This is a genomic window from Arenimonas malthae CC-JY-1 (assembly GCF_000747075.1).
Lineage (GTDB): Bacteria > Pseudomonadota > Gammaproteobacteria > Xanthomonadales > Xanthomonadaceae > Arenimonas > Arenimonas malthae.
This window is the reverse complement of the sequence record NZ_AVCH01000002.1, coordinates 24,649-51,438: the sequence shown is the minus strand read 5'-3', so window position 1 is coordinate 51,438 and position 26,790 is coordinate 24,649. Positions and strand designations below refer to the sequence as shown.

Genomic DNA, 26,790 nt, shown 5'->3' with positions numbered 1-26,790 from the left:
CGGGCGCGGCGGCGGCCGCAGGCGAGGGCGAGGTCGTGGCGGCAGGTTCGGCGCGGGTCGACGCCGGGGCGGCCTCCGCCAGTGGGCGGGGAGCCGGCGTTTCCGGGGCCATGGCGCGAATGCCGGCCACGCGCAGCGCCGCCACCTGTTGTTCCAGCTGGGCCACCCGGCTGCGCAGCTTCAGGGCCTGGGCCAGCAGTACCCCCAGCAGGGCGCCGGCGAAGAACCCGAACAGCATGCGGCTGTCGTCGGCCAGCACGGCTCCGAACAGTGCGCCCAGAATCCCCAGGATCCAGCCCATGCGTTTGCTCACGTCCCCTAGACCCGGCCGAGTGTAGCCGAGGGGGCGGGGCGGCAAACGAAGGCGGCGGAAACAAAAACGCCGCCCTGCGGGGGCGGCGTTTCGTTGGTGCTCGATTGGTCGGGGAGACAGGATTTGAACCTGCGACTTCTACGTCCCGAACGTAGCGCTCTACCAGGCTGAGCTACACCCCGAGGGATCGAGCCGGCAATTCTAGAGGCTCGTCGGCGGTTCGGCAAGTCCACCCTTCCCGGGTCACGCCGCGGCGACGCGCCGGGCCGGCCGCTGCCGCTAGAATGCGGGGGTTCGCACTGGAGTCGCCCGCCTTGATCAAGCCCCGCACCACGCCCGGGGTCATGGAGCTTCTGCCCCGTGACCAGATCGCCTTCCAGCGCATGCTGGACGTGATCCGCCGCAATTACGAGCGCTTCGGCTTCCTGCCGGTGGAAACGCCGGTGTTCGAGCTGTCCGAGGTGCTGCTCACCAAGACCGGCGGCGAAACCGAGCGCCAGGTCTATTTCGTGCAGTCCACCGGCGCGCTGGAGCAGGGCGGCCAGCCCGAACTGGCCCTGCGCTTCGACCTGACCGTGCCCCTGGCCCGCTACGTGGCCGAGCACGAGCACGACCTGGCCTTCCCGTTCCGGCGCTACCAGATCCAGCGCGTGTACCGCGGCGAACGCGCCCAGCGCGGCCGCTTCCGCGAGTTCTACCAGTGCGACATCGACGTGATCGGCAAGGACGCGCTGGGCATCCGCCACGACGCCGAGCTGCCCGCGGTCATCCACGCCGTGTTCACCGAACTGGGCGTGGGCCCGTTCACCATCCAGCTCAACAACCGCAAGCTGCTGCGCGGCTTCTTCGAAGGCCTGGGCATCGCCGACGGCGAGCGCCAGGCGCTGGTGCTGCGCGAGATCGACAAGCTCGACAAGCGCGGCGCCGACGCCGTGCGCGCCACGCTCACCGGCCCCGATTTCCAGCTGGCCGACAACGTGGCCGACCAGATCATGGCCTTCGTGCAGGTGCGCTCCACCTCGCACGCCGACGCGCTGGCGCGCCTGGCCGCGCTGGGCGAGGGCAACGCCACCCTGGCCCAGGGCGTGGCCGAACTGCGCGAGGTGCTGGAACTGCTGAAGGCCCACGGCGTGCCCGAAAAGAACTACGCCGTGAACTTCTCCATCGCCCGCGGCCTGGATTACTACACCGGCACCGTGTACGAAACCACGCTCGACGAACACCCGCAGATCGGCTCGGTCTGCTCGGGCGGCCGCTACGAAGACCTGGCCAGCCACTACACCAAGTCCAAGCTGCCGGGCGTGGGCATTTCCATCGGCGCCACCCGCCTGTTCTGGCAGCTGCGCGAGGCCGGCATCCTCTCCACCGCCGAAAGCTCGGTGGAAGTGATGGTGGGCCTGATGGACGACGCCCGCCTGGCCGATTCGCTCGACATCGCCCGCCGCCTGCGCGCCGCCGGCATCAATGCCGAGGTGCAGCTGGAGGCGAAGAAGCTGGCCAAGCAGTTCCAGTACGCCGACCGCGCCGGCATCCGCTTCGTGGTGCTCTACGGCGAGGACGAGGCTACGCGCGGCGTGGTGAAGGTGAAGGACCTGCGCTCGCAGGAGCAGTTCGAGGTGTCGCGCGAGGAGCTGGCGGCGGCCATCAAGGTCGAGCTTGAGCAGCAGCGTGCGATGGGGGTGCGCTGAATGAAGCCCATCACCCTCGACGGTCGCCATCTCAGCCGCGCCCAGGTTGCTGAAATCTCCCACGGCGCCCCGGTGCGCCTGGATCCGGTGCAGATGCAGGCGGTGCAGCGCGCCGCCGATTTCCTGGCCGAACAGGTCAAGAAGCAGGAGCCCATCTACGGCGTCTCCACCGGCTTCGGCAGCAACGCCGACAAGCTGCTGGGCTCGCGCCGCGTGCGCGACGGCCTGCCGGGCGCCGCGCCTTCGGGCGAAAGCGTGCTCGAGGAACTGCAGCGCAACCTCATCGTCACCCATGCCGTGTGCGTGGGCGAACCGTTCGCGCCCAGCGTGGTGCGCGCCATGCTGGCCATCCGCATCAACACGCTGATGATGGGCCACTCGGGCATCCGCCCGCAGGTGCTGGAATCGTTGGCCGCGCTGCTCAATGCCGGCGTGGTGCCGGTGGTGCCGCAGAAGGGCTCCGTGGGCGCCTCGGGCGACCTGGCGCCGCTCTCGCACCTGGCCATCGTGCTGCTCGGCGGCGGCGAAGCCTTCTACGACGGCGAACGCCTGCCCGGCGCCGAGGCGCTGCAGCGCGCCGGCCTGAAGCCGGTGGCGCTGTCGCACAAGGAAGGCCTGGCGCTCAACAACGGCACCGCGCAGATGCTGGCCACGGCCGTGCTGGCCATCGAGCGCCTGGAAGACCTGCTCGACACCGCCGACCTGGCCGCGGCCATGACACTCGACGCCTTCGCCGGCCGCCTGCGCGCCTTCGACCCGCACGTGCACGCGCTGCGCCCGCACCCGGGCCAGGTGCACGTGGCGGCGCAGCTGCGCCGGCTGCTCACCGGCTCCACGCTGTCCGACATCGCCTACCACCTGGTGCCGCGCTTCCGGCAGTGGCTGCCGGAAAGCTGGTCCACGCCGGAACAGCAGGCCTTGGGCTTCGACATCGGCTGGGACTGGGTACCGCTGAGCCAGCGCCACGGCCGCGAGCGCTTCTACCAGCGCTTCCGCCCGTTCCGCGGCGGCAAGAAGCACCAGCCGCAGGACAGCTACTCGCTGCGCTGCATCCCGCAGGTGCACGGCGCCGTGCGCGACGCGCTCGAGCAGGCCAAGCGCGTGGTGGACATCGAACTCAACGCGGTCACCGACAACCCGCTGCTGTTCCCGGATTTGCCGGGCGCGCGCGAAATCGAGGACCAGGTGGTCTCGGCCGGCCACTTCCACGGCATGCCGCTGGCGCTGGCCATGAGCTACCTCAAGGCCGCCATCCCGGTGCTGGCGTCCATTTCCGAGCGCCGGCTCAACAAGCTGGTGGACCCGGCCACGAACGACGGCCTGCCGCCCTTCCTCATCGGCAACGAGGACGGCACCGAGAGCGGCTTCATGATCGTGCAGTACACCGCCGCCGCCCTGGTGAACGACCTGGCCAGCCGCGCCCACCCGGCCAGCGTGTATTCCATCCCCACCAGCGCGAACGCCGAGGACCACGTGTCCATGGGCGCGAACGAAGGCCGCCACGTGCTCGACATGACGGCCGACCTGGGCCACGTGCTGGCGCTGGAGCTCTACACCGCCGCGCAGGCGCTGGACTACCGCCGCGACATGATCAACGCCGCGCGCGAACTGGCGCGCACTGCCGACGCCGAAGCGCTGGCGGCCAAGGTGCAGGGCGCGCCGCTGCCCGGCCACGCCGACCGCGCGCCCTTCCTGGCGGAAGTGGAAGGCCTGCGCCGCGAGCTGGCCGAAGCGCCGGAATTCGAACCGGGCGTGGCGGTGCGCGCCGCCTGGGCCGCCCTGCGTGAAGCCATCCCCTTCATGCCGCGCGACCGCGCCATGGACGGCGACGTGGCCACCGCGGTGCGGCTGGTCGAGGAAGGCAAGCTCCTTTCGGCCGCCCGCCAAGCCCTGGGCTGAAAAGGCTTCTGTAGGAGCGGCTTCAGCCGCGACCGTCTTTCGCCGAAAAGCGGTCGCGGCTGAAGCCGCTCCTACAGAAAATCAGCCGGTGACGTCGGCCGCGGCGTGCACGCGGTTGCGGCCGCCGTCCTTGGCCGCGTACAGGGCGTCGTCGGCGCGGTGCAGGGCGTCGTCCACGCCCACGCCCGTGCCCGGGCGCAGCACGAAGGCGCCGATGCTGGCGCTGATGCCGATGTTGTTGCCGGCGTAGCGCACCGGCTCGCTGCAGATGCGCACGCGCAGCTGCTCGGCCAGGTGCATCAGGCGGTCGCCGTGCATGTCCGGCACCACCGCCACGAACTCCTCGCCGCCGAAACGCGCCAGCAGGGCGCCGTGCACCGACAGGCTGTCGGTGAGGCAGCGGCCCATCCAGCGCAGGCACTCGTCGCCGGCCAGGTGGCCGTAGGTGTCGTTGACGCGCTTGAAGTGGTCCAGGTCGATCAGCAGCACGCCCAGCGACTGCCGGTGCTCGGCGGCGTGGTGCATCTGGTGTTCGAACACGTCGCGGAAGTGGCGGCGGTTGAACAGGCCGGTCAGCGCGTCGCGGCGGTTGGATTCGCGCAGGCGCTGGTTGGCTTCGGCCAGCTGCTCCAGCGCCGTGCTCAGTTCCGAGGTGCGGCGGGCCACGTGGCGCTCGAGCTGCTCGTTGTGCTCGCGCACCAGGGTCTCGTTCTCGCTGCGCAGCCGCGCGTAGCGGTAGGCGAGGGCGAAGGACAGCAGGATCATTTCCAGCGCCGAACCGATCTGGATGCCGTACTCGGTGAAGAAGCCCTTCTGCAGCAGGCCGAACGACACCGAGGCGTACAGGGCCGTGCCCAGCAGCAGGAAACCCCAGGCCATCAGGAACACCTTGGCCGGCGCATAGCCCTGGCGGATCGACACGATGGTCAGGACCATGATGAACAGCGCGCCCGGGAACACGGCCAGCGTCATCGGCTTCACCACCAGCCGGTAGTCCACCACCAGCGAGGCCAGGCCCATCAGCACGTAGAAGGCGATGATGGTGAGCGAGGCCGTGTTCGCCTTCGGCTGGCGCTCGGGCAGTTCCAGGAACACGCGGCAGAACTGGTGCATGGCCACCTGCGAAATGGCCATGGACAGCGGAATGGCGTGGTTGGCCAGCCAGGGCGAGTTCGGCCACAGGTATTCGAAGGCCAGGCCGTTGAGGCAGAACATCACCAGGCCGAAGCCGGCGACGTGGAACATGTACCAGAAGTGGCTGGCGTCGCGCAGCGACAGCCACAGCACCAGGTTGTAGCAGAACAGCGCCGCCAGGATGCCGTAGAACAGCCCGATGCCGAACTGCGAATCGCGCTCGAGCTCGGCGAAGGCGGTGGGCGTGTACAGCGCCAACGGCACCTGCAGGGAACTGCGGCTGGAAACGCGCACCAGCACTTCCACCCGCGTGCGCGCCGGCAGGTCGACCCAGAAGTTCGGGTGGCGGTAGCGGATCGACCGCGCCGAGAACGGCAAGCTGTCGCCCGAGGCCATGTATTGCACGCGGCCGTCGGGGTAGCGCAGGTACACGTCCACGTTGTCGAGCAGCGGGTAGTGCAGCACCAGCAGCCAGCGCTGCTCGCGCGGGTTGGCGTTGAAGACCTCGGCGTGGAACCAGTAGGCGCCTTCGGTGAAGCCGAAGGTGCTGGAGCCGCCGGGCAGGGGTTCGAAACCGCCGCGGCCGGCCTGGGCGAACATGGCGGCGGCATCCGCGCGGCCGTCCGGGTCCACCCGGTAGCCCAGGTGCGGGGCCAGGGTCAGGACCTGGGCACCTTCGTCGAGCACGGCCGGGGAGGCCAGGGCGGATTGCCCGGCCAGCGACAGCCAAAGAGCCAGCACCACTGCGATGAAGCGCATGTCCGCCCGGATTTTCCCTTCCCCGGGGCCACTTTATGCCGGGGGGACGGGGATGAACAGCGGGGCCGGTCCCGGATCGCGCTTGACTATGTATTAATGCGCTATTACATTAGCGCAATGAAACGCCGCGAACCCGCCACCCGCCCGAGCGAAAGCGACCTGGACGCCCTCGTCCGGGCCCTGCTCAGCCTGCGCAGCCCGGGCGAACTGCGGGCCTTCCTGGACGACCTGTGCACCCCGTCCGAGCTCGAGGCCCTGGCCGACCGCTGGCGCGTCATCCCGCTGCTGCTGGAAGAGGCTCCCTACCGGGAAATCCACGACCGCACCGGCGTCAGCGTCACCACCATCGGGCGCGTCGCGCGCTGCCTCGAACGGGGCGCCGGTGGTTACCGCATCGCCGCGGAACGCGCCGGGCTCGGCGTGGCCGCGAACGACGACTCGCATTAATCCCCCTTTTTCCTTGAACCGGAGGGCGTCATGAGGACGCACGACCGCCTGCGCATTGCCATCCAGAAATCCGGCCGCCTCTCGGACCCGGCCCGCGACCTGCTCGCGCGCGCCGGCCTGGGCTTCCGTGAAAGCCGCGACCGGCTGTTCTGCTATGGCGAATCGCTGCCCATCGACCTGCTGCTGGTGCGCGACGACGACATCCCCGGCCTGATCGCCGAGGGCACCTGCGACCTCGGCGTCGTGGGCCAGAACGTGCTGGAGGAACAGGCGCTCGAGCGCGAGGCCAGCGGCCAGCCGGAAGCCTTCCGCGCCATCCGCGAACTGGGTTTCGGGCGCTGCCGCCTCTCCGTGGCCGTGCCCAACGACTGGGACTGGCCCGGCCCCGCGCGCCTGGAGGGCACGCGCCTGGCCACCAGCTACCCGCAGTTGCTGGCGCGCTGGCTGCGCAACCAGGGCGTGACGGCCGAGCCGGTGGTGCTGTCGGGCTCGGTGGAAATCGCGCCGCGCCTGGGCAAGGCCGAGGCCATCTGCGACCTCGTTTCCACGGGCGCCACGCTGCTGGCCAACCAGCTCAAGGAAACCGCCGTGGTGTTCGAAAGCCAGGCCGTGCTGGTCGCGCCCGCCCAACCCTTCGGCGACGCCCGCGCCGAACTGGCGGCCATGCTGCTGCGCCGCCTTGACGCGGTGCTGAGCGTGCGTGCCAGCAAACTGGTGCTGTTCCAGGCCGCGCGCGACGCGGTGCCGGCGCTGCTGGCGCTGCTGCCCGACGCCGAACCGCCGACCGTGATGGCCATCGAGGGCCAGCGCGACCAGGTGGCCCTGCAGGCCCTGTGCCGCAGCGCCATGACCTGGCAGCGACTGGAGGACATGAAACGCGCCGGGGCCACGGGCCTGCTGGTGCTTCCGGTGGAGCAGATGCTGGCATGAAGCGCGTGGACTGGAATGCCCTGGACGACGCGGCCCGCGCCGCCTGCCTGGCGCGCCCCGGCGGCGGCGGCCAGGCCGACATCGAGGCGGCCGTGCGCCGCGTGTTCGAGCAGGTGCGCGCCGACGGCGATTCCGCCCTGCGCGCGCTCACCCGCCGCTTCGACGGCGTCGAACTGGGCGCGTTCGAGGTCACGGCCGACGAATTCGCCAGCGCCGAAGACGCCGTCACGCCCGCGCTGCGCGCCGCCATGGTGGAAGCGCGTGGCCGCCTGCTGGCCTGGCACCGCGCCGGCATGGCCGCGCCTTTCGAACTTGAAACCGCGCCCGGCGTGAGCTGCGGGCGGATGCTGCGGCCGATCCGCCGCGTCGGCCTGTACGTGCCGGCGGGCAGCGCGCCGCTGCCGTCCACCGCGCTCATGCTGGGCGTGCCGGCGCAGCTGGCCGGCTGCGAAGAAGTGGTGCTGTGCACGCCGCCGCGCGCCGACGGCAGCGCCGACCCGGCGGTGCTGGTGGCCGCGCGCCTGTGCGGCATCACCCGCGTGTTCAAGCTTGGCGGCGCGCAGGCAGTTGCCGCCATGGCCGTGGGCACGGCTTCGGTGCCGCGCTGCGACAAGCTGTTCGGCCCGGGCAACCGCTACGTCACCGCCGCCAAGCAGTTCGCCGCGATGATGGCCGGCGGCCCGGCCATCGACATGCCGGCCGGACCTTCCGAGGTGCTGGTGATCGCCGACGCCGGCGCGCCGCCCGTGCACGTGGCGGCGGATCTTCTGTCCCAGGCCGAACACGGGCCCGATTCGCAGGTCATCCTGGCCACCGATTCGGCCGCGCTGGCCGAGGCCGTGGCCGCGGAAGTCGCGCGCCAGGTGGCCGAATTGCCGCGCGAGGCCATCGCCACCGCGGCGCTGGAACACGCGCGCCTGATTGTCGTCGGCCAGCTCGCGGACGCCTTCGAACTCAGCAACGACTACGCGCCCGAACACCTGATCCTGGCCGTGCGCGAACCGCGCCGCTGGCTCGACGCGGTGCAAAGCGCCGGCTCGGTGTTCCTGGGCGATTACGCGCCGGAAGGCCTGGGCGACTATTGCTCCGGCACCAACCACGTGCTGCCGACCAACGGCGCTGCGCGCGCCTGGAGCGGCGTGGGCGTGCAGAGCTTCCAGAAGGCCATCAGCTTCCAGGAAGTGAGCCGGGCCGGCCTGGCCGCGATCGGTCCCTGTGCGGTGGAAATGGCGCGCGCCGAAGGGCTGGAAGCGCACGCGCAGTCGGTGCTGCGACGGCTGGAGGTGCGGGCATGAGCGCCTTGTTGGATTTGGTGCGCGAGGACCTGCGCGGATTCGCCGGCTACAGCTCGGCGCGGCGCGCGGCGGTGACGGGTTCGATCTGGCTCAACGCCAACGAAAGCGCCTGGCGCAACCCGGCCGACGCCGGTACCGGCGCCAACCGTTATCCCGACCCGCAGCCCGCCGAACTGCGCGCTCGCCTGGCCACGCTGTACGGCGTGCGCGCCGAGCAGGTGCTGGTGGGCCGCGGCAGCGACGAGGCCATCGACCTGCTGGTGCGCGCGCTGTGCAACCCCGGCCGCGACGCCGTGGTGGTGGCGCCGCCGGTGTTCGGCATGTACGCGGTGAGCGCGCGCCTGCAGGGCGCGCCGCTGGTGGAGGTGCCGCTGCGCGACGGCGCCGCGGGCTTCGAGCTGGACCTCGACGGCCTGGCGAGTGCCGCCGTCGCCAGCGGCGCCAAGCTGGTGTTCGTATGTTCGCCCGCCAATCCCACCGGCCAGGCCGTGCCGCCGGCCGACCTGCTGGCCCTGGCCCGCCGCCTGGCCGGCCGCGCCATCGTGGTGGTGGACGAGGCTTACGGCGAGTACAGCGAGTACCCCTCCATCGCGGCTGAAATTTCGGCCCAGCCCAACCTGGCTGTGCTGCGCACGCTGTCGAAGGCGCACGCGCTGGCCGCGGCGCGCATCGGCTGCCTGCTGGCCGACCCGGCCCTGGTGGCGGTGCTGCGCAACTGCCAGGCGCCTTATCCGCTGCCGTCGCCCTGCGTGCAGATGGCGCTGGCCGGCCTGTCCGAACCGGCGCTGGCCATCACCCGCGCGCAGGTGCAGACCGTGCGCGCCGAGCGTGAGCGCCTGCGTGCCGAGCTGGCCGGCTGCCCGGGCGTGCGCCGCGTGTACCCCTCGCAGGGCAACTACCTGCTGGTGCGCTTCGACGACGCCGAAGCCGCGTTCGCGCGGCTGCTGGCCGCCGGCGTGGTGGTGCGCGACATGCGCGCCTCGCCGCAGCTGGGCGACGCGCTGCGCATCAGCATCGGCCGCCCCGAGGAGAACGACGCCGTGGTGGCGGCGTTGCAGGCGGGGAGGGCGGCGGCATGAGCGGCACGCGCATCGCCTTCCTCGACCGCGACGGCACCCTGATCGAGGAGCCGGCCGATTTCCAGATCGACAGCTACGCCAAGCTGCGCTTCGTCGAGGGCATGGTGCCGGCGCTGCTGAAGCTGCGCGACGCCGGCTTCGAGTTCGTCATGGTGACCAACCAGGACGGCCTGGGCACCGACAGTTTTCCGCGCGAGACCTTCGAAGGCCCGCAGGCACTGCTGATGCAGCTGCTCGAATCGCAGGGCATCCGCTTCCGCGAAGTGCTGGTGGACGAGAGCTTCGAGCACGAGAACAAGCCCACCCGCAAACCGGGAGTGGGCATGCTGATGCACTACCTGCGCGACCGCAGCATCGACCTGGCCAACTCGGCGGTGGTGGGCGACCGCGAGACCGACCTGCAGCTGGCCCGCAACCTGGGCTGCCGCGGCTTCCGGCTGGGGCCGGGCTTCGAGACCTGGGCCAGCATCGCCCACGCGCTGGTGGATGCGCCGCGCACGGCCGTGGTCGAGCGCAAGACCAAGGAAACCCGGGTGCGCGTGTCGGTGGACCTCGACCGCGCCAGCGACCCGCGCGTGCGCACCGGCCACGGCTTCTTCGACCACATGCTCGAGCAGCTGGGCAAGCACGGCGGTTTCGCGCTCGAACTCGAGTGCGCCGGCGACCTGCACATCGACGAACACCACACCGTCGAAGACTGCGGCCTGGCGCTGGGCCAGGCGCTCAGGCAGGCGCTGGGCGACAAGCGCGGCGTGGCGCGTTACGGCGATTCGGTCGGCCGCGGCGCGATCACCCTGCCCATGGACGAAACCCTGGCCGGCGCGGCGGTGGACCTGTCGGGTCGCCCGTATTTCGTGTTCGAGGGCCAGTTCAGCCGCCCCGACGTCGGCGGCCTGTCCACCGAACTGGTGCCGCACTTCTTCCGTTCGCTCAGCGACGAGGCCGGCCTGAGCCTGCACCTGCGCGTGCAGGGCGACAACACCCACCACCAGGTCGAGGCCTGCTTCAAGGCGGTGGCGCGCGCGCTGCGCAAGGCCATCCGCCGCCAGGGCAACGACCTGCCGAGCACCAAGGGCACGCTGTGAACGTGGTGCTGGTGGACTCGGGCGGCGCCAACCTGGGCTCGGTGCGCTACGCACTGCAGCGCCTGGGCGTGGAGCCGGCGGTGAGCGGCGACGCGGCGGTGATCGCCGCCGCCGACCGCGTGATCCTGCCGGGCGTCGGCGCCGCCGGCCCGGGCATGGCGCGCCTGCGCGAGTTGGGGCTGGTGCAGCCACTGCGCGATCTGCGGCAGCCGCTGCTGGGCATTTGCCTGGGCATGCAGCTGCTGTTCGACGGCTCGGAGGAGGGCGGCGAAACCTGCCTGGGCCTCATTCCCGGCCAGGTGCGGCGCATGCCGGAATCGCCCGGCGTGCGCGTGCCGCACATGGGCTGGAACCGGCTGCAGTCGCGGCGCGAAAGCCCGCTGCTGCGCGGCATCGACGACGGCGCGCAGGCCTATTTCGTGCACAGCTACGCCGCGCCCGTCACCGCCGACACCGTGGCCGAAAGCACGCACGGCCAGCCTTTCGCCGCCATCGTGCAGCGCGGCAACGTCGCCGGCGCGCAGTTCCACCCCGAGCGTTCGGGCGCGGTGGGCGCGCGCCTGCTGGCGAATTTCCTGGAGTCCGGCGTCGCATGAACACCTACACGATCTACCCCGCCATCGACGTGCGCGACGGCGCCGTGGTGCGCCTGGTGCAGGGCGACTACGGCCGCGAAACCCGCTACCCGGCCGACCCGCTGGCGCTGGCGAAGCAGTACGCCGCCGACGGCGCCGCCTGGCTGCACCTGGTGGACCTGGACGCGGCCCGCGCCGGTGGCTACACGCTGGCGCCGCTGCTGGCGCGGCTGAAATCAGAAACCCGCCTGAAGGTGCAGACCGGTGGCGGCGTGCGTGGCGAAGCCGACGTCGAGGCCTTGCTCGAAGCCGGCGTCGACCGCGTGGTGATCGGCTCGCTGGCCGTGCGCGAACCGGGCCGCGTGGCCGCGTGGGTGGGCCGCTACGGCGCCGACCGCATCACCCTGGCGCTCGACACCCGCCGCGACGACGAGGGTCGCTGGCGCCTGCCGGTGCACGGCTGGACCGAACCCGGTGAGAAGGAGCTCGACGTGCTGGCCGCCGCCTACGCCGACGTCGGTCTGCGCCACCTGCTGTGCACCGACATCGCCCGCGACGGCATGTTGTCCGGCCCCAATCTCGACCTCTACCGTTACCTGTGCGCCCGTTTCCCGCGGGTGGAAGTACAGGCCTCGGGCGGCGCCCGCGACGTGGCCGACGTCGTGGCGGCGCGCGAGGCCGGCTGCCGCGGCATCGTGCTGGGCAAGGCCCTGCTCGAAGGGAGGCTGGCGCTGCCCGGCGCACTGGCGGAGGCGCGGCCATGCTGAGCCGCCGGCTGATTCCCTGCCTCGACGTGCGCGATGGCCAGGTGGTGAAGGGCGTGCGCTTCCGCGACCACGTGGTCATGGGCGCCATCGAGGACCTGGCCCTGCGCTACCGCGACGAGGGCGCCGACGAGCTGGTGTTCTACGACATCACCGCCAGCCCCCAGGGCCGCGCGGTGGACGTGGGCTGGGTGGAACGCGTGGCGCGCCTGATCGACATCCCGTTCTGCGTGGCCGGGGGCATCCGCTCGGTGGCGCAAGCGCGCGCCGTGCTGCAGGCCGGCGCCGACAAGGTGTCGGTGAACACGCCCGCGCTGGAGCGCCCCGAACTCATCAGCGAGCTGGCGCAGGCCTTCGGCGTGCAGTGCGTGGTGGTGGGCGTGGACAGCCTGCGCGACGCCGACGGCGAATGGCGCGTGCGCGCCTACACCGGCGACCCCGACCGCACCCGCGCGCTGCCGCGCCGCACGCTCGACTGGGTGGCCGAGGCGCAGGCCCTGGGCGCGGGCGAGATCGTGCTCAACTGCATGGGCGCCGACGGCGTGCGCCAGGGTTACGACCTGGAGCAGCTGCGCGCCGTGCGCGCCCTTTGCCGCGTGCCACTGGTGGCCTCGGGCGGCGCGGGCGCGATGGAACATTTCGCCGCCGCCTTCCTCGACGCCGACGTGGACGCCGCGCTGGCCGCCAGCGTCTTCCACTCTGGCGCCGTCCGGATCCCCGAACTCAAGACCGCCCTGCGCGCGCAGGGCATCGAGGTGCGCGATGTCGCCTGAAGAAATCGAAGCCCTGGCCTGGGACAAGCAGCAGGGCCTGTTGCCGGCCGTGGTGCAGGACGCCCGCACCCGCCGCGTGCTGATGCTCGGCTACATGGACCGCGCCGCGCTCGAGGCCACGCTGGCCACGCAGCGCGTCACCTTCTACAGCCGCAGCAAGCAGCGCCTGTGGATGAAGGGCGAGACCAGCGGCGACGTGCTCGAGCTGGTGTCGCTGGAAACCGACTGCGACGCCGATACCCTGCTGGTGCAGGCCCTGCCGCGCGGCCCCACCTGCCACCTGGGCCGCGCCAGCTGTTTCCCCGACGCGCCCGGCGATTTCCTGGCCGAACTCGACGCCCTGGTCGCCCGCCGCGAGCGCGATCGGCCCGAGGGCAGCTACAGCACCAGGCTGTTCGAAGCCGGCCCGCGCCGGATCGCCCAGAAAGTGGGCGAGGAGGGCGTGGAAACCGCGCTGGCGGCGGTGGTGCAGGACGACGCCGCGCTGCTGGGCGAAGCCGCCGACCTGGTGTTCCACCTGACCGTGCTGCTGCGTTCACGCGGCCTGGGCCTGGCAGACGTGGAGGCCGTGCTGCGCGACCGCCACGCCGCCGCTGCGCGCTGAGCCCGTCCCGGCGATAATCGGCGCAGTCCCGAGGGAGCGCCGCATGCGCCTGTTCCTGCTTGCCATCGTGCTGGCCGCCAGCGCGCCCGCACACGCCCTGGCCCCGGCCTGCAATGCCGGCACCGTGTTCGAAGACCGCGACGGCGATGGCCTGCGCGGCCCGGGCGACACCCCGCTGGCCGGCGTGCTCGTGTCCGACGGCCGCCGGCTGGTGCGCACCGACGACGCCGGGCGCTGGGCGCTTCCGCTGGATTCCGACCACACCGTGTTCGTGGTGAAGCCCGCGGGCTTTGCTTTCCCCGCCGGCGCCGACGGCCTGCCGGTGTTCTGGCGCCACGTGCAGCGTGGGCCGGGCCCGGCGCTGCGTTTCGGCGGCATCGCGCCCGCCGCGCCGGCCTGCCGCGATTTCGCCCTGCGCCGCGCGGAAAGCCCGGCCGGCGCGCCGCTGCGCGTGCTGGTGTTCGGCGACCCGCAGCCCAAGACCGGCAAGGACGTGGGTTACTACGAACGCGACATCGTGGCCCCGCTGGTGGCCGCGGCGGGTGGCCAGCGTGCCGCCGACCTGGGCCTGACGCTGGGCGACGTGGTCAGCGACGACCTGGCCCTGTACCCGGCCATGAACCGCATCACCGCGCGCCTGCGCACGCCCTGGCTGCACGTGGCCGGCAACCACGACCTCGATTTCGACGCCGCCACCGACGAGGACTCGCTGCGCACGTTCCGCCGCCACTTCGGCCCCGACACCTTCGCCTGGGAAGAGCCGCAGGCCAGCTTCATCGTGCTCGACGACGTGATCTGGCGCCCGGGCCAGTCGCCGGCCTACATCGGCGGCCTGCGCGAAAGCCAGTTCGAGTTCCTGGCCGCCTACCTGGCCACGCTGCCGAAGGACCGGCGCCTGGTGCTGGCCGCGCACATCCCGTTTTTCGACGAGCCCGGCAAGGAAACCTTCCGCCGCGCCGACCGCGAGCGCCTGTTCGCCCTGCTCAAGCCCTTCCGCAAGGTGCTGCTGCTCACCGCGCACGGCCACGTACAGCGCCACCACCGCCACGGCCCCGCCGATGGCTGGCAGGGCGCTGAGCCGCTGCACGAATACAACGTGGGCGCCGCCTGCGGTGGCTACTGGAGCGGCCCGAAGGACGCCGCGGGCATCCCCGATTCGCGCATGTCCGACGGCACGCCGAACGGCTACGCCACCGCGGAATTCACCGCGGCCGGCGACTATTCCCTGCGCTGGCACGTGGCCGGCGGCGGCGACGCGGCCATGCACCTGCACGCGCCGAAGGTGCTGCGCCGCGGCGCCTACCCGGCGGCGGGCGTGTACGCCAACGTGTACATGGCCGAGGCCGACACCCGGGTGGAATACCGCGTTGCCGGCGGCGAGTGGCGGCCCATGCAGCGAGTGGCCGAACCCGACCCGGCGCTGCGCCGCGAAAACCTGCTCGACGATGCCGCCGACACCCTGCGCGCCTACGACCGCCTGCCCGAAGCCGAGGCGCCCACGCACCTGTGGCGCGGCAAGCTGCCCACCGACCTGGCCGAAGGCGAACACCGCATCGAAGTGCGCGCCTTCGACCGCTGGCGCGGGGAGGTCACGGCGGAAACGAACTACCGGCTGGAAACCCGCGCCAACTGAGCGGCGCGGCCTGGTTCAGGGCGTGATGTCGGCGAAGCTCTCGACGCGCGCGTGGCCGTGGGTGGCTTCGCCCAGGCGCGGCTGCGGGTAGTCGTTGCGGCGGTCGAGCAGCACGGTGCCCAGGCCGGCGTCGCGGGCGGCGTCGAGCTCTTCCACCACGTCCGACAGGAACAGCACGTCGCCAGCCGGCACGCCGAGCGCGGCGGTGATGCGACGGTAGCTTTCCGCCTCGCGCTTGCCGCCGGTTTCGGTGTCGAACCAGCCGGAGATGAGCGGGGTCAGGTCGCCGGCGTCGCTGTGGCCGAAGAACAGCTTCTGCGCCGGCACCGAGCCCGAGGAGTACACGGCGATGCGGTGGCCGGCGGCATGCCAGCGGCCCAGCGCCTCGACCGCGTCGGGGTACATGTGCGCGGTGAAGTCGGCGCTGCCGTAACCCTTCTCCCACAGCATGCCCTGCAGGGCCTTGAGCGCGGTGTGCTTGCGGTCGGCGTCGATCCAGCCCTGCAGCGTCTCGACGATCATGTCGTCCTGGCACAGCCCGCCGTTCTCGGCCGCCACCACGTCCAGCCAGCGGCGCACTTCCGGCTCCTGCCCGTGCGCCGCCACGAACGCGGGCAGGGCGCGGCGCGCATACGGGAACAGCACGTCCTTCACGAACGAAATGCTGCTCGTCGTGCCCTCGATGTCGGTGAGGATGGTGCGCACGCTCAACCCGCCTGGCCCGGCTCGTAGCGCGGGAAGCGCCGGGCGATGTCGGTGCCGGTGAAGTGGCCGACCCAGCCGTCGGGCTGGGTGAAGAAGCGGATGGCGATGAAGCTCGGTTCCGGGCCCATGTCGAACCAGTGCGTGGTGCGGTCGGGCACGCCGATCAGGTCGCCGGCCTCGCAGCGCACCTCGTACACCTTGCCGTCCACGTGCAGCGAGAACAGGCCCGAGCCGGCCACGAAGAAGCGCACTTCGTCCTCCTGGTGGTAGTGCTCGTCCAGGAACTTGGCGCGCGCCGCGTCCTTGTTCGGGTTGTCGGGCGCGATGGAAACCACGTCCACGCTGTTGAAGCCGTTTTCGGCCACCAGCCGGTCGATGTCGGCGCGGTAGGCCGCCATCACGTCCTCGGGCGAGGCGCCCGGCGCGACCGGCGCGCTGGCCTGCCACTGCTCGAAGCGCACGCCGATGCCCTTCAGGCGCTCGGCGATCAGCGCCAGGTCCTCGGTGGCCGACAGCGGGGTGGTCGGGTCGGTGTCGTTGAAGATGCGAAGTCGGCTCACGCGTGCAGTCTCCTCAGGTCGAGTTCGCAGGCCAGCAGGAATTCGAAGGCCTCCAGGTGGCGGCGCGCCTCGGCCATGTCCTTGCCCCAGGCGTAGAGCCCGTGGCCGTTGATCAGGTAGCCCCACATGGGCTGCTGGTCGAGCAGGGTTTCCACCCAGTCGGCCAGCTCGCGCATGTCCTGGGTGTTCGACAGCACCGGCACGTCCACGGCCATTTCGTGGGTCTGGTTGCCGGCGAAGGCCTTGAGCAGCTCGTAGCCCTCCAGGTGCACATGGCCCTGGGCGGCGTACAGGCGCGAGCACACCGTCTGCACGTGCGAGTGCGTGTGCAGCACGCAGCCGATCTCCGGGTAGCGGGCGTAGAGCTGGGTATGGAGCAGGGTTTCGGCCGAGGGGCGGTGCGAGGTGGCCACCGGGCGGCCCTCGAAATCCACCACCATGATGTCGTCCGGGCCCAGCCGGCCCTTGTCGCGGCCGGAGACCGTGATGGCGGCATGGCGGTCGTCGAGCCGCATCGAGAAGTTGCTGCTGGTGGCCGGGGTCCAGCCCAGGGCGGACAGCTCCCGGGTGTTGGCGACGATCTCGGCGGCCCGCTGGGCCAGGCGGGCGGGGTCGTAGGGCAGGTTTTCCATGAACCAAAGTCTAGCGGAAGCCGCGCGGCGCGTCGGCTTGACCTGCATCAACGCTGATTTCACCGGACGGGGGTATAGTCCTTTCCAGCCATCGGAATACCTCCGTAGCCAAGGGACTTGCCATGAACAACGTGAACACCTCCCGCCGCGGTTTCCTCGTCAAGGCCGCCATGCTGGCCGCCGTGCCCTTCGTGGCGCCGGCGCTCATCGGCCAGGCCCATGCCCAGGAACTCAAGCCGCTGCCGCTCGACAACGCCCAGGCCAAGGCGCTCGCCTACGCCGAGGACGCCAAGACCGTGAAGCACCCGAGCTTCAAGCCGGACAGCAACTGCGGCAACTGCCAGTTCTTCACCGCCGCCACCGGCGCCTGCACCCTGTTCCCGGGCTTCAAGGTCCCCGCCGCGGCCTGGTGCTCGGCCTGGGCCAAGAAGGCCGGCTGAACCCGCTTCCCGGCGCGGTTCCGGGGCCGTCTCGGCCCTTGAGACCGCCCGGCGGCTAGAATCCCCGGTATCGAACGATGCCGGGGATTTCTTTTGTCTGCTTCCGAAGCCACTTTCCTGCTGCTGGGCCTGCTGGCCGGCCTCGTCCTGGCCGGCGCCGCGTCCTTCGTGGTCGCCCGCCGCCGCCTGGCCGAACTGGAGGGCGAACTGCGGCAGGTGCGCGAGGCGCGGGTCTCGGCCGAGGCGCGCGCCGCCGGGCTGGAGGCACGGCTGCAGGAACAGTCCCTGGCCGCCGAGCAGCGCTACCGGGACCTCGAATCCTCGCGCGAGCGCCTGAAGGCTGAATTCCAGGCCCTGGCCGCGGAAATCCTCGAGGACAAGTCCAAGCGCTTCGGCGAGCAGAACGCCACCCAGATCGGCCAGCTGCTCAACCCGCTGCGCGAGCAGATCGACGGTTTCCGCAAGTCGGTCAACGAGGCCTACGAAAAGGAAAACAACGCCCGCGTGGCGCTGCAGACCCGCATCGACGACCTGGTGCGCCTGAACCAGACGCTCGGCCAGGAAGCGCAGAGCCTCAGCCGCGCGCTCAGCAGCGACAACCGCAGCCAGGGCTACTGGGGCGAACTCAAGCTCGAGCGCCTGCTGGAAACCGCCGCGCTGGAGAAGGGCCGCGACTACTTCACCCAGGAAAGCTACCGGGACGGCGAGGGCGACCGCTACCGCCCCGACGCCGTGCTGCGCCTGCCCGAGGACAAGAGCATCGTCATCGACGCCAAGATGGTGCTGCTCGACTACCAGCGCGCCTGCGAAGCCGCCGACGAGGCCGAGCGCGAAGCGCACTTCGGCCGCCACGTGGTGGCCCTGCGCAACCACGTGCGCCAGCTGGGCGAGAAGGACTACAGCCGGCTCGAGGGCCTCACCAGCCCGGAGCTGGTGCTGATGTTCGTGCCGGTCGAGGCGGCCTTCCTGGAAGCCCTGCGCCGCGACCCGCAGCTCTACGGCTACGCCTTCGAGCGCAAGATCATCCTGGTCGGGCCCAGCAACCTGCTGGCGTCGCTGCGGCTGGTGGCGCAGATGTGGCGCACCGAGCACCAGAACGCCAACGCCAAGGCCATTTCCGACCGCGCGGCGGTGCTGTACGACAAGTTCGTCGGCTTCTCCGAAGACCTGCTCAAGGTCGGCGACGCGCTGAAGAAGGCGCAGGAGCTGCATGGCTCGGCGCTCGACAAGCTCTCGCAGGGCCGCGGCAACCTGGTGCGCCAGGCCGAGATGCTGCGCAAGCTGGGCGTGGCGCCCTCGAAGAAATTGCCCGGCAGCCTGCAGGACCTGGCCGAGCCCGGAAACGACGACGGCGCGGAGTGACCGCGCCGTCGGCGTGATTGACGCAGGACAGGGCGCTTACGCGGCCTTGTTCCCCAGCACGCGGAAGCCGATCCAGGCCAGCACCGCCACCAGCGCAGCGCCGCCCACCATGGACCAGGGCGAAGAGAAGATCAGCAGCGAACAGGCGACCAGCGCGCCCACGCCCAGCGCCTTCTCCTTCAGGCCCGACGGCCGCTGCGGCGTGCCCACCAGCAGGCTCAGGCCGGCGGCCACGTAGGCCAGCACCACCAGCAGCACGACCATGCCGATGATCGTCTCGAACTGGCCCGACACCGTGGGCGCCAGGGTCAGGAAGGCGATGCCCGTCATGGCCGCGGCCACGATGGCCAGGCCCACGCCCGCAGCGCCGTTCGGCATCAGCCGCCCGAACACCGCCGGCAGGTAGCCGCGCTGCGCGGCGCGGGCGCCGGATTCACCCGACACCAGCATCCAGCCACCCAGCGTGCCCGTGGCCTTGAGCGCGGCCGCGGCGGCGATGACCGGAATGGCCCAGGCGCCGAAGATCTGCCCGGCCACCAGCGCGAACGGGGCGCTGGACGCGGCCAGTTCCGCCGCCGGCACGATGCCCATCACCAGCACCGAGGACAGCAGGTAGACCACGCCGGCCAGCACGATGCCGCCCAGGGTGGCGCGCGGTACGTTCTTGTCCGGGTCGCGCACGATGCCGGCCACCATGGCGCCGGTCTCCAGGCCCACGAAGGCCCAGAAGATGGGCGCGAGGTTGGAGAACACCACGCTGGCGTCGGATTCGCCGGTCACGTTCCAGGCGGCCGCGTACAGGTCGCCGTCGAAGTGGCCCCAGCCGCCCAGCAGCACCACGGCCACCGGCAGCAGGCCGAACACCACGCAGAAGGACTGGAACTTGGCCACCTGGCGCGGGCCCAGCAGGTTGATGGCGAACATCAGCCAGATCAGGCCGACCTGGCCGGTGATGCGCCAGGTGGTGTCGCTGCCGTCGATGGGCAGCAGCGTGACCAGGTAACCGAAGGCCGCCACGGCGATGGCGTTGTTGCCGATCCAGGACGAAGCCCAGTACAGCGTGGTGGCCAGGAAGCCCATGTCACGGCCCAGCGAGGGCCGCACGTAGTCGTCGGGGCAGTTGAGGTTGGGGTAGTCGCGGGCCAGGCGGGCAAACGCACCGCCCAGCACCACCGCGATCACCGTGCCGAGCAGCCAGCTCAGGGCGGTGACGCCGCCCTGGCCGGCCAGCGAGGCCGGCAGCAGGAAGAAGCCGGAGCCGATCATGTTGTTGGCCACCACGAAGGTGGCCAACAGGGGGCCGATTTTCTTGGCCGACACGGAGGCTTACTTCCGCAGCTTGCTGTGGCGGTAACCGTAGCCGAAGTAGATCAGCATGCCGATCACGGTCCAGCCCACCATCAGGGTCCAATGCTCGCGGAACGGCTGCCAGAACAGGTAAAGGCAGGCGGCGGCGCCGGCGATGCAGACGAACCAGGCGAACGGCACCCGGAACGGGCGCGCCAGGTCGGGGCGGGTCTTGCGCAGGATCAGCACGCCGATGCAGACGGTGGCGAAGGCCAGCAGGGTGCCCATGGACACCAGCTCGCCCAGCAGGCCGATCGGCAGGAAGCCGGCCAGCGCGGCCGCGAACACGCCCACCAGGATGGTGCCGATGTACGGGGTCTGGTGCTTCGGGTGGACCTTGGCGAAGAACTTCGGCAGCAGGCCGTCCTTCGACATCGAGTAGAAGATGCGCGGCTGGCCCATCAGCATCACCAGGATCACCGAGCTCAGGCCGGCGATGGCGCCGATCTCGATGACGGTCTTGAGCCAGGCGAGCTTCGGGTAGGCCTCGAGCGCGGTGGCCACCGGCTTGGGCGTGCCCAGCTCGGTGTAGGGCAGCATGCCGGTCAGCACGGCCGAGACGATGATGTAGATGATGGTGCAGAAGAACAGCGAGCCCAGGATGCCGATGGGCATGTCGCGCTGCGGGTTCTTGGCCTCGCCGGCGGCGGTGGAGACCGCGTCGAAGCCGATGTAGGCGAAGAACACCACGGCCGCGCCGCGCACCACGCCGTCCATGCCGAACTGGCCGGGGCCGGTGTTCTCGGGGATGAAGGGCACCCAGTTGTCCGGGTTGATGTACTGCAGGCCGAAGGCCACGAACATCAGGATCACCACCACCTTGATGGCGACGATGATCGAGTTCACGAAGGCCGACTGGGTGATGCCCACGTAGCACAGGCCGCTGATGGCCGCGATGATGGCCACGGCCGGCAGGTTGATCAGGCCGCCGGTGTGCACGATCTCGCCGCCCACCACGTTCAGCGGCGCCGCCGCCAGCGCGGTCGGCAGGCCGATGCCCATGCTGGTGAGCAGGCTGTTGAAGTAACCCGACCAGCCCACGGCCACCGTGGAGGCCGCGAACATGTATTCGAGCACCAGGTTCCAGCCGATGAACCAGGCGACGAACTCGCCCAGCGTGGCGTAGGAGTAGGAGTAGGCGGAGCCGGAGACCGGCATCATGGCCGCGAACTCGGCGTAGCACAGGCCGGCGAAGGCGCAGGCGATGCCGGCGAGCACGAAGCTGAGCATGATCGCCGGGCCCGCGTGCACCGCGGCCGCCTGGCCGGTGAGCACGAAGATGCCGGCGCCGATGACCGCGCCGATGCCCAGGAACACCAGCTGGCGGGCGGTCAGCGTGCGCTTGAGCGTGGCTTCGCCGTCGAGGCTGCCCTCGATGGGCTCGCCGGCGTCCACGTGCGGCGCCGGTCCCACCGGCTTGATGGCGAACAGGTTCTTTAACATTCGGGCTCCCCTTGGTCTTCTTGTGCTGCCGCATCTGACGGCGGCAGGTGAAAAACAGCGCGCTGGGCGCGATGGCGGGCCACCATAACCCGGCCGGGGAAAGGTCGGCAAGGGACCCGTCGGGGCGTTCGCAGGCGGCATAATGCCGGGCCGTTCGTCCCCCGGAGCCTGCCTGATGAGTGCCGCAATCCCGCCCCTGGCCGCCGCCTTCGAGGCCTATGCGCGGCAATGGCCGGAGCAGGCCGGGGTGGCCCGGCTGTTCGCGGATTTCCTGGGCTCGTCGGCGGCGGTGTTCGAGCGTTCGCACCCGCCGGGGCACTTCACCGGCTCGGCCTGGCTGGTGAGCGCCGACGGCGGGCGCGTGCTGCTCACCCACCACCGCAAGCTGGGCCGCTGGCTGCAGCTGGGCGGGCATGCCGATGGCGACACCGACCTGGCGCGGGTCGCGCTGCGCGAGGCGGAAGAGGAATCAGGCCTGCTGGACCTGGTGGTCGAAGGCGGCATCTTCGACCTCGACCGGCATGCCATCCCGGCCCGCGGCGCCGACCCGGAACACTGGCATTACGACGTGCGCTTCGTGGTGCGCGCCACCGGCCGCGAGGACTTCGCGGTCAGCGAGGAATCGCTGGACCTGGCCTGGAAACCGGTGGCGGAGATCGCCGCCGACCCGGCGATGGACGAATCCATGCGCCGGATGGCGACGCGCTGGCTTACACGCGGCCGTTGAATTCGCCGGTGGTGGTGCTGACCCAGATCTTCTCGCCGTTGCTGATGTACTCCGGCACCATGATCTCGAGGCCGGTGTTGAGCTTGGCCGGCTTCGGGCGCTTGGTGGCGGTGCCGCCCTTGAGCTCGGGCGGGGTGTCCACGACCTCGAGGATGACGCTGGGCGGCAGCTGCACGGCCACCGGCGCGTCCTCGATCAGCTGCACGTAGCAGCCTTCCAGGCCCTCGGTGATGTAGCCCGCGGCGTCGCCCACCACGTCGGCGTCGAGCTGGTAGGGCGTGTAGTCCTCGGCGTCGAGGAACACGAAGGCGCTGCCGTCCATGTAGCTGAAGGTGCTGGCGCGGCGGCTGAGCTCGACCTCGCGCAGTTCGTCGTCGGCGCCCGCGCTCAGGTCGTACTTGGTGCCGCCGGGCACGGAATACAGGGTGAAGCGGAACTTGACGTTGCCGCCGCGGCCCTGCGGCGAGCTGCGCTCGATGTCGCGCACCTGGTACACGGTGCCGGCGTGCTCGATGACGTTGCCTTTCTTGATCTCGGAAGCTTTCATGCGCGTGCTCGGAAGGGTTACTTGGGGGCGAGGCGGACGGCGCCGTCGAGGCGGATCGTTTCGCCGTTGATGTAGCGGTTGCCGACGATGTACGCCACCAGGTCGGCGAATTCCTCCGGCCGGCCCAGGCGGGACGGGAAGGGGATGGAGGCCGACAGCGACTGCTGCACGGCTTCCGGCATGCCGTCCACCATCGGGGTCCAGAAGATGCCCGGGGCGATGGTGTTCACGCGGATGCCGAAGCGGGCCAGCTCGCGCGCCATCGGCAGGGTCATGCCGACCACGCCGCCCTTCGAGGCCGAATACGCGGCCTGGCCGATCTGGCCTTCGTAGGCCGCCACCGAGGCGGTGTTGACGATGACGCCGCGCTCGCCGTCGTCGCCGGCGGCGTTGTGCTGCATCAGGTCGGCGGCGGCCTTGGCCACGTTGAAGCTGCCGACCAGGTTCACCATCACCGTGGTGGCGAAGTTCTTCAGCGGCATCGGCGCGTCCTTGCCCAGCACGCGGCCGGCGCCAAGGATGCCGGCGCAGTTCACGGCGGCGTTGAGCCCGCCCATGAAGTCCTTCGCCTGGGCGAGGTTGCCGGCCACCTGGGCCTCGTCGGTGACGTCGGTGCGCCAGTAGCGGGCGTTGCCGGCGCCGAGTTCGGCCACGGCGGCCGCGCCCTTCTCGTCGTTGATGTCGAACAGCGCCACCTTGGCGCCGCCGGCCACCAGGTGCCGGGCCACGGCCAGGCCCAGGCCGGAAACGCCGCCGGTGATGGCGGCGCGGGTGTCTTGGATCTTCATGCGAACCCCGGGTGGGTGGAAAACGCCGATTTTACCCTGTCGCCACGGCCCCTGTAGGAGCGGCTCCAGCCGCGACCGCTTTCCCGCGAACCGCGGTCGCGGCTGAAGCCGCTCCTACAGGGGGTCGACCGGGCTCAGGGCAGGTCGAGGAGGTAGAAGCGGTTGCAGCCGAAGTGGCCGGTGGCGCCCAGGGGGCCGTCGAGTCGGCGGAAGCCGGTGCGCTCGTAGAGCTTCTGGGCGGCGTCCATGCCGCGCAGGGTTTCCAGGTAGACCTGGCGGAAGCCCAGCGCCCTGGCCTCGGCCAGGCAGCGCTGCATCAGCGCGGCGCCGGCGCCCAGGCCGCGCAGGGCGGGCAGGAAATACATCTTGCGCAGCTCGCACACGCCTTCCGGGCCGCCTTCGAGCGGGGCCACGCCGCCGCCGCCTTGCACCCGGCCGTCGAGTTCGACCACGAAATAGGCCGCGCCCGGCCGGTCGTAGGCGGCCGACATGGCGTCCACCTCGGGGTCGTGGATGGCGAAGCCCGGGCCGTCGGCGCCGAATTCGGGCATGACGCCGCGGATGATGCGGGCCACCGCCAGGTCGTCGGCGGGCGTGATGGGGCGAATCGAGAAGGTCGGGCTCATGCGTTCGAAGCGGCGTTGGACTGGCGGAGGAAGGCGCCGAAGGCATCGGCTTCGAGCGCCTGGCTGAAGAGGAAACCCTGGCCCCGGTGGATGCCCAGGCCCAGCAGGAAATCACGCTGCACGCTGCTCTCCACGCCTTCGGCCACCACCTCCAGGCCCAGCGCCTGGGCGATGCCGGCCACGGCCTGGCAGATGGCGGCGTCGGAAGCGTTGCCCGGCACGCCGCGCAGGAAACCCTGGGCCAGCTTCAGCCCGTGGATCGGCAGCCGCCGCAGGTAGTTGAGCGCGCTGTAACCCTCGCCGAAATCGTCGATGGTCAGCACCACGCCCAGGGCGCGCAGCGCCTCGAAGGTGGTGAGCGTGTCGGGCGCGTCCTCGATGAGCACGCGTTCGGTGAACTCGAGTTCCAGCATGTGCCCGGGCAGGTCGTGTTCGGCCAGGGCCTCGGTGATGATCTGCACCAGGTCCTCGGTGAGGAACTGGCGGTAGGACACGTTCACCGCCACGCGTTCGAGCGGGTAACCGGCGTCGCGCCAGGCGGCCATCTGCCGGCAGGCCACCTGGATCACCCAGGCGCCGATGCGCACGATGTCGCCGGTGGTCTCGGCGTGGTTGATGAAGTGGTCCGGGCGCATTTCGCCCAGCGCCGGGTTGCGCCAGCGGATCAGCGCCTCGGCCGAGCGCACCGTGCCGTCGGCCAGGTTCACCAGCGGCTGGTAGACCAGGCGGAACTCCTCGTTGTCGAGCGCGCGCCGCAGCTGCGACTCCACCTGCACGCGGTCGTGCTGCTGGCGCGCCAGCTCCGGCGTGAAGGTCTGCCAGGTGTTGCGGCCGCGGCGCTTGGCGTCGTACATGGCCGCGTCGGCGTTGTTCACCAGTTGCTGCACGGTGGCGCCGTGCTCGGGGAAACGCGCCAGGCCCACGCTGGTGGTGATGGTGAATTCCTCGCCGGCGTAGCGGAAGGCGTCGCCGAAGGCGCGGGTGATGCGTTCGGCCAGGCGCTCGGCCTCGCGCGGGTCGTCGCGGGTGTCGGCCAGCACCAGGAACTCGTCGCCGCCGAAGCGGGCCAGCAGGCCGCGTTCGCCCACGCAGCGCTCCAGCCGGCGGGCGGCGTTCACCAGCAGGTCGTCGCCGGCGGCGTGGCCCAGCAGGTCGTTCACCAGCTTGAAGCGGTCCAGGTCGATGTAGACCACCGTGCTGCCTTCGCCGCCTTCGCCCAGCCGGCGCTCGAGTTCGGTGAGGATGCCGTCGCGGTTGTACAGGCCGGTGAGCGGGTCGGTGCGCGCCTGGCTGCGCAGCGCTTCCTCGATCTGCCGGCGCTGGGTGATGTCCTGCACGGTGCCGGTGATGCGCGCCGTCATCGGCGCGCGGCCCTCGGCCTGGCCGATCACGCGGGCCCAGGTGGACTGGCCGTCGGGGCGCACGATGCGGATCTCGAGGTCCAGCCCGCCGCCGTCGCGCAGCACGCTTTCCAGCGCTTCCTCCACCTTGGGCCGGTCATGCGGGGCGACCTGGCGCAGGGCTTCGTCGAGGGTGCGCGGCGGGTCGTCGCGGCGGCCCAGGATGCGCAGGGTCTCGTCGGTGAGGTAGAGCCGCTCGCGGCCGCCGTCCCATTCCCAGCCGCCGATGCGGGCCAGGGCCTGGGTGCGCAGGAACAGGGCGCTGTCGCGCTTGAGTTCGGTGACGTCGGAGAACAGCGACACCACCTGGTAGGGCTTGTCCGAATGCGGCTGGAACTGCGGCACGCAGGTGGCCGACACCCACGTGAGCTGCTTGCGGCCCAGGTGGTAGAGGCCGAGCAGGGTGCTTTCGACGAACTTGCCGGTCTTGATGGCGCGCTGGGCCGGCATCTCGCCGAAGCGCAGCGGCCAGCCGCGGTGGTCCACCACGAGCCACTCGTGCCAGTGCAGCCCCGACACGATGTCCTGGTCCTCGGGCAGGCCGAGGATGCGCATGGCCGCCGCGTTGGCCGAGATGGCCTGGCCGTCGGGCCCCTGCACCAGCACGCCCTTGTCCATGGCCATGAGCAGGGTCTTGAGGTTCTGCTCGGCCTCGCGGCGGCGGCTGAGGTCGCGCGCCACGGCGATGACGTACTGGTTCGGGCCGTCCTCGAAGCGGGCCGAGTGCACTTCCACCGGGAAGCGCGTGCCGTCGCCGCGCATGTTGTAGACCTCGACCACGTGGGTCTGGTCGCGCGCCAGGGTTTCCAGCACCGGCGCCATGTGGTCGCTGGGCAGGTCGGGGTTGAGCACGTGCACCAGCTTGCCGACGATTTCATCGCGGGGGCGGCCGTAGGCCACTTCGCCGGCGCGGTTGAGGTCGACGATGCGGCCGTCGGCGTCGATCAGGCTGACCGGGTCGGGCACCGCGTTGAAGAGCTTGTCGTAGCGCAGGCGCGCGCTGCGGGCCTCGCGGCGCAGGCCGTGCAGGGTGGCCAGCAATTCGGACAGCAGCACCGGGTCGGCGCAGCCCTCGCCCCTGGCCAGCAGCGCCTCGAGCCGGTCCACCAGCACGTTGTCGCGGCCGCGCCGTCCGCTCTCGGCGGGGCTGTCCTGGCCGTCCGTGGGGGTGCTGCCTTCTTCCATGCAGAAAGGGCCGGCGGCCGCTGCCTAGGGGGGAAAGGCGAGAATACACC

At 71.0% G+C, this 26,790-nt stretch carries 25 protein-coding genes, 1 tRNA gene and 1 pseudogene; 15 read left to right on the top strand and 12 right to left on the bottom strand.

Going from position 1 to position 26,790, the window contains the following annotated elements; translation table 11 throughout:
- Together N790_RS01080 and N790_RS01075 are read right to left on the bottom strand one after the other, a co-directional pair.
- Positions 1 to 301: pseudogene (locus N790_RS01080) on the bottom strand (hypothetical protein); the annotation flags it as partial.
- Between the two features lie 117 nt (positions 302 to 418).
- A tRNA-Pro gene (locus N790_RS01075) sits at positions 419 to 495 on the bottom strand.
- A gap of 132 nt (positions 496 to 627) precedes the next feature.
- Between N790_RS01075 and hisS the strand changes: the two genes are divergently transcribed.
- Positions 628 to 2,001, top strand: a complete 1,374-nt coding sequence (gene hisS, locus N790_RS01070) for a histidine--tRNA ligase (RefSeq protein ID WP_043799782.1) — start codon at positions 628 to 630, stop codon at positions 1,999 to 2,001.
- The gene (locus N790_RS01065; protein WP_043799779.1) at positions 2,002 to 3,900 is read left to right on the top strand and encodes an HAL/PAL/TAL family ammonia-lyase; all 1,899 of its coding nucleotides are present in this window, start codon (positions 2,002 to 2,004) and stop codon (positions 3,898 to 3,900) included. It abuts the gene before it with no gap.
- A gap of 81 nt (positions 3,901 to 3,981) precedes the next feature.
- Here N790_RS01065 and N790_RS01060 read toward each other — a convergent pair whose 3' ends face one another.
- The gene (locus N790_RS01060) at positions 3,982 to 5,793 is read right to left on the bottom strand and encodes a sensor domain-containing diguanylate cyclase (protein WP_043799776.1); all 1,812 of its coding nucleotides are present in this window, start codon (positions 5,791 to 5,793) and stop codon (positions 3,982 to 3,984) included.
- Positions 5,794 to 5,910: 117 nt separating this feature from the next.
- Here N790_RS01060 and N790_RS01055 point away from each other — a divergent pair, with 117 nt between their 5' ends.
- The 10 genes from N790_RS01055 to N790_RS01010 are packed head-to-tail and all read left to right on the top strand — an operon-like array spanning position 5,911 to position 14,978.
- Positions 5,911 to 6,240, top strand: coding sequence for a YerC/YecD family TrpR-related protein (locus tag N790_RS01055; protein WP_043799812.1), 330 nt, complete (start codon positions 5,911 to 5,913; stop codon positions 6,238 to 6,240).
- Between the two features lie 30 nt (positions 6,241 to 6,270).
- Complete coding sequence (gene hisG / locus N790_RS01050; protein WP_043799773.1) at positions 6,271 to 7,170, top strand: ATP phosphoribosyltransferase; 900 nt, start codon at positions 6,271 to 6,273, stop codon at positions 7,168 to 7,170.
- The gene (gene hisD, locus N790_RS01045; protein WP_043799770.1) at positions 7,167 to 8,465 is read left to right on the top strand and encodes a histidinol dehydrogenase; all 1,299 of its coding nucleotides are present in this window, start codon (positions 7,167 to 7,169) and stop codon (positions 8,463 to 8,465) included. Before hisG ends, hisD begins: the two co-directional genes overlap by 4 nt.
- Positions 8,462 to 9,544, top strand: coding sequence for a histidinol-phosphate transaminase (hisC, locus tag N790_RS01040; RefSeq protein ID WP_043799768.1), 1,083 nt, complete (start codon positions 8,462 to 8,464; stop codon positions 9,542 to 9,544). Before hisD ends, hisC begins: the two co-directional genes overlap by 4 nt.
- Positions 9,541 to 10,629 (top strand): bifunctional histidinol-phosphatase/imidazoleglycerol-phosphate dehydratase HisB, encoded by a 1,089-nt coding sequence (gene hisB, locus N790_RS01035; RefSeq protein ID WP_043799765.1) that lies wholly within the window; start codon positions 9,541 to 9,543, stop codon positions 10,627 to 10,629. Before hisC ends, hisB begins: the two co-directional genes overlap by 4 nt.
- On the top strand, positions 10,626 to 11,225 hold the full coding sequence (gene hisH, locus N790_RS01030) for an imidazole glycerol phosphate synthase subunit HisH (RefSeq protein WP_043799763.1): 600 nt from the start codon (positions 10,626 to 10,628) through the stop codon (positions 11,223 to 11,225). Before hisB ends, hisH begins: the two co-directional genes overlap by 4 nt.
- Complete coding sequence (gene hisA, locus N790_RS01025; RefSeq protein WP_043799762.1) at positions 11,222 to 11,971, top strand: 1-(5-phosphoribosyl)-5-[(5-phosphoribosylamino)methylideneamino]imidazole-4-carboxamide isomerase; 750 nt, start codon at positions 11,222 to 11,224, stop codon at positions 11,969 to 11,971. Before hisH ends, hisA begins: the two co-directional genes overlap by 4 nt.
- Positions 11,965 to 12,741: an imidazole glycerol phosphate synthase subunit HisF gene (gene hisF / locus N790_RS01020; RefSeq protein WP_043799760.1), complete on the top strand. Its 777-nt coding sequence runs from the start codon at positions 11,965 to 11,967 to the stop codon at positions 12,739 to 12,741. Before hisA ends, hisF begins: the two co-directional genes overlap by 7 nt.
- Positions 12,731 to 13,345: a bifunctional phosphoribosyl-AMP cyclohydrolase/phosphoribosyl-ATP diphosphatase HisIE gene (hisIE, locus tag N790_RS01015; protein WP_043799757.1), complete on the top strand. Its 615-nt coding sequence runs from the start codon at positions 12,731 to 12,733 to the stop codon at positions 13,343 to 13,345. The genes hisF and hisIE overlap by 11 nt, the downstream gene beginning before the upstream one ends.
- Positions 13,346 to 13,388: 43 nt before the next feature.
- Entirely contained in the window at positions 13,389 to 14,978 is a 1,590-nt protein-coding gene (locus tag N790_RS01010) for a calcineurin-like phosphoesterase C-terminal domain-containing protein (RefSeq protein ID WP_043799755.1), read from the top strand.
- 15 nt (positions 14,979 to 14,993) lie between these two features.
- Here N790_RS01010 and mtnC read toward each other — a convergent pair whose 3' ends face one another.
- From mtnC to N790_RS00995, 3 genes are read right to left on the bottom strand one after another with little or no spacing between them, the layout of a single operon-like run.
- Positions 14,994 to 15,689 (bottom strand): acireductone synthase, encoded by a 696-nt coding sequence (gene mtnC, locus N790_RS01005; protein ID WP_043799752.1) that lies wholly within the window; start codon positions 15,687 to 15,689, stop codon positions 14,994 to 14,996.
- The gene (locus N790_RS01000; protein WP_043799751.1) at positions 15,686 to 16,243 is read right to left on the bottom strand and encodes a 1,2-dihydroxy-3-keto-5-methylthiopentene dioxygenase; all 558 of its coding nucleotides are present in this window, start codon (positions 16,241 to 16,243) and stop codon (positions 15,686 to 15,688) included. Before N790_RS01000 ends, mtnC begins: the two co-directional genes overlap by 4 nt.
- Entirely contained in the window at positions 16,240 to 16,875 is a 636-nt protein-coding gene (locus N790_RS00995) for a methylthioribulose 1-phosphate dehydratase (RefSeq protein WP_043799748.1), read from the bottom strand. Before N790_RS00995 ends, N790_RS01000 begins: the two co-directional genes overlap by 4 nt.
- 122 nt (positions 16,876 to 16,997) lie before the next feature.
- Here N790_RS00995 and N790_RS00990 point away from each other — a divergent pair, with 122 nt between their 5' ends.
- Both N790_RS00990 and N790_RS00985 read left to right on the top strand, forming a co-directional pair.
- Positions 16,998 to 17,315, top strand: a complete 318-nt coding sequence (locus N790_RS00990; protein WP_043799746.1) for a high-potential iron-sulfur protein — start codon at positions 16,998 to 17,000, stop codon at positions 17,313 to 17,315.
- Positions 17,316 to 17,408: 93 nt separating this feature from the next.
- Positions 17,409 to 18,677, top strand: a complete 1,269-nt coding sequence (locus tag N790_RS00985) for a DNA recombination protein RmuC (protein ID WP_052385571.1) — start codon at positions 17,409 to 17,411, stop codon at positions 18,675 to 18,677.
- Positions 18,678 to 18,713: 36 nt separating this feature from the next.
- Here N790_RS00985 and N790_RS00980 read toward each other — a convergent pair whose 3' ends face one another.
- Positions 18,714 to 19,997: an amino acid permease gene (locus tag N790_RS00980; protein ID WP_156969866.1), complete on the bottom strand. Its 1,284-nt coding sequence runs from the start codon at positions 19,995 to 19,997 to the stop codon at positions 18,714 to 18,716.
- A gap of 6 nt (positions 19,998 to 20,003) precedes the next feature.
- Positions 20,004 to 21,467, bottom strand: a complete 1,464-nt coding sequence (locus tag N790_RS00975; protein ID WP_043799744.1) for an amino acid permease — start codon at positions 21,465 to 21,467, stop codon at positions 20,004 to 20,006.
- Between the two features lie 175 nt (positions 21,468 to 21,642).
- Between N790_RS00975 and N790_RS00970 the strand changes: the two genes are divergently transcribed.
- The gene (locus N790_RS00970) at positions 21,643 to 22,194 is read left to right on the top strand and encodes an NUDIX hydrolase (protein ID WP_043799742.1); all 552 of its coding nucleotides are present in this window, start codon (positions 21,643 to 21,645) and stop codon (positions 22,192 to 22,194) included.
- Here the strand turns inward: N790_RS00970 and efpL are convergent.
- The 4 genes from efpL to N790_RS15035 form a co-directional block, all read right to left on the bottom strand.
- Positions 22,178 to 22,741 (bottom strand): elongation factor P-like protein EfpL, encoded by a 564-nt coding sequence (gene efpL, locus N790_RS00965; protein ID WP_043799740.1) that lies wholly within the window; start codon positions 22,739 to 22,741, stop codon positions 22,178 to 22,180. The two genes, N790_RS00970 and efpL, sit on opposite strands and share 17 nt — an antisense overlap.
- Before the next feature lie 17 nt (positions 22,742 to 22,758).
- A complete protein-coding gene (locus N790_RS00960; protein ID WP_043799738.1) occupies positions 22,759 to 23,529 on the bottom strand; it encodes an SDR family NAD(P)-dependent oxidoreductase in 771 nt (256 codons plus the stop codon).
- A 134-nt stretch (positions 23,530 to 23,663) separates the two neighbouring features.
- Positions 23,664 to 24,155 carry a GNAT family N-acetyltransferase gene (locus N790_RS00955; RefSeq protein WP_043799735.1) on the bottom strand — a complete coding sequence of 164 codons (492 nt, stop codon included), beginning with the start codon at positions 24,153 to 24,155 and terminating at the stop codon, positions 23,664 to 23,666.
- Positions 24,152 to 26,740, bottom strand: a complete 2,589-nt coding sequence (locus N790_RS15035; protein WP_052385569.1) for a sensor domain-containing protein — start codon at positions 26,738 to 26,740, stop codon at positions 24,152 to 24,154. The genes N790_RS00955 and N790_RS15035 overlap by 4 nt, the downstream gene beginning before the upstream one ends.
- Between the last annotated feature and the right edge of the window lie 50 nt (positions 26,741 to 26,790).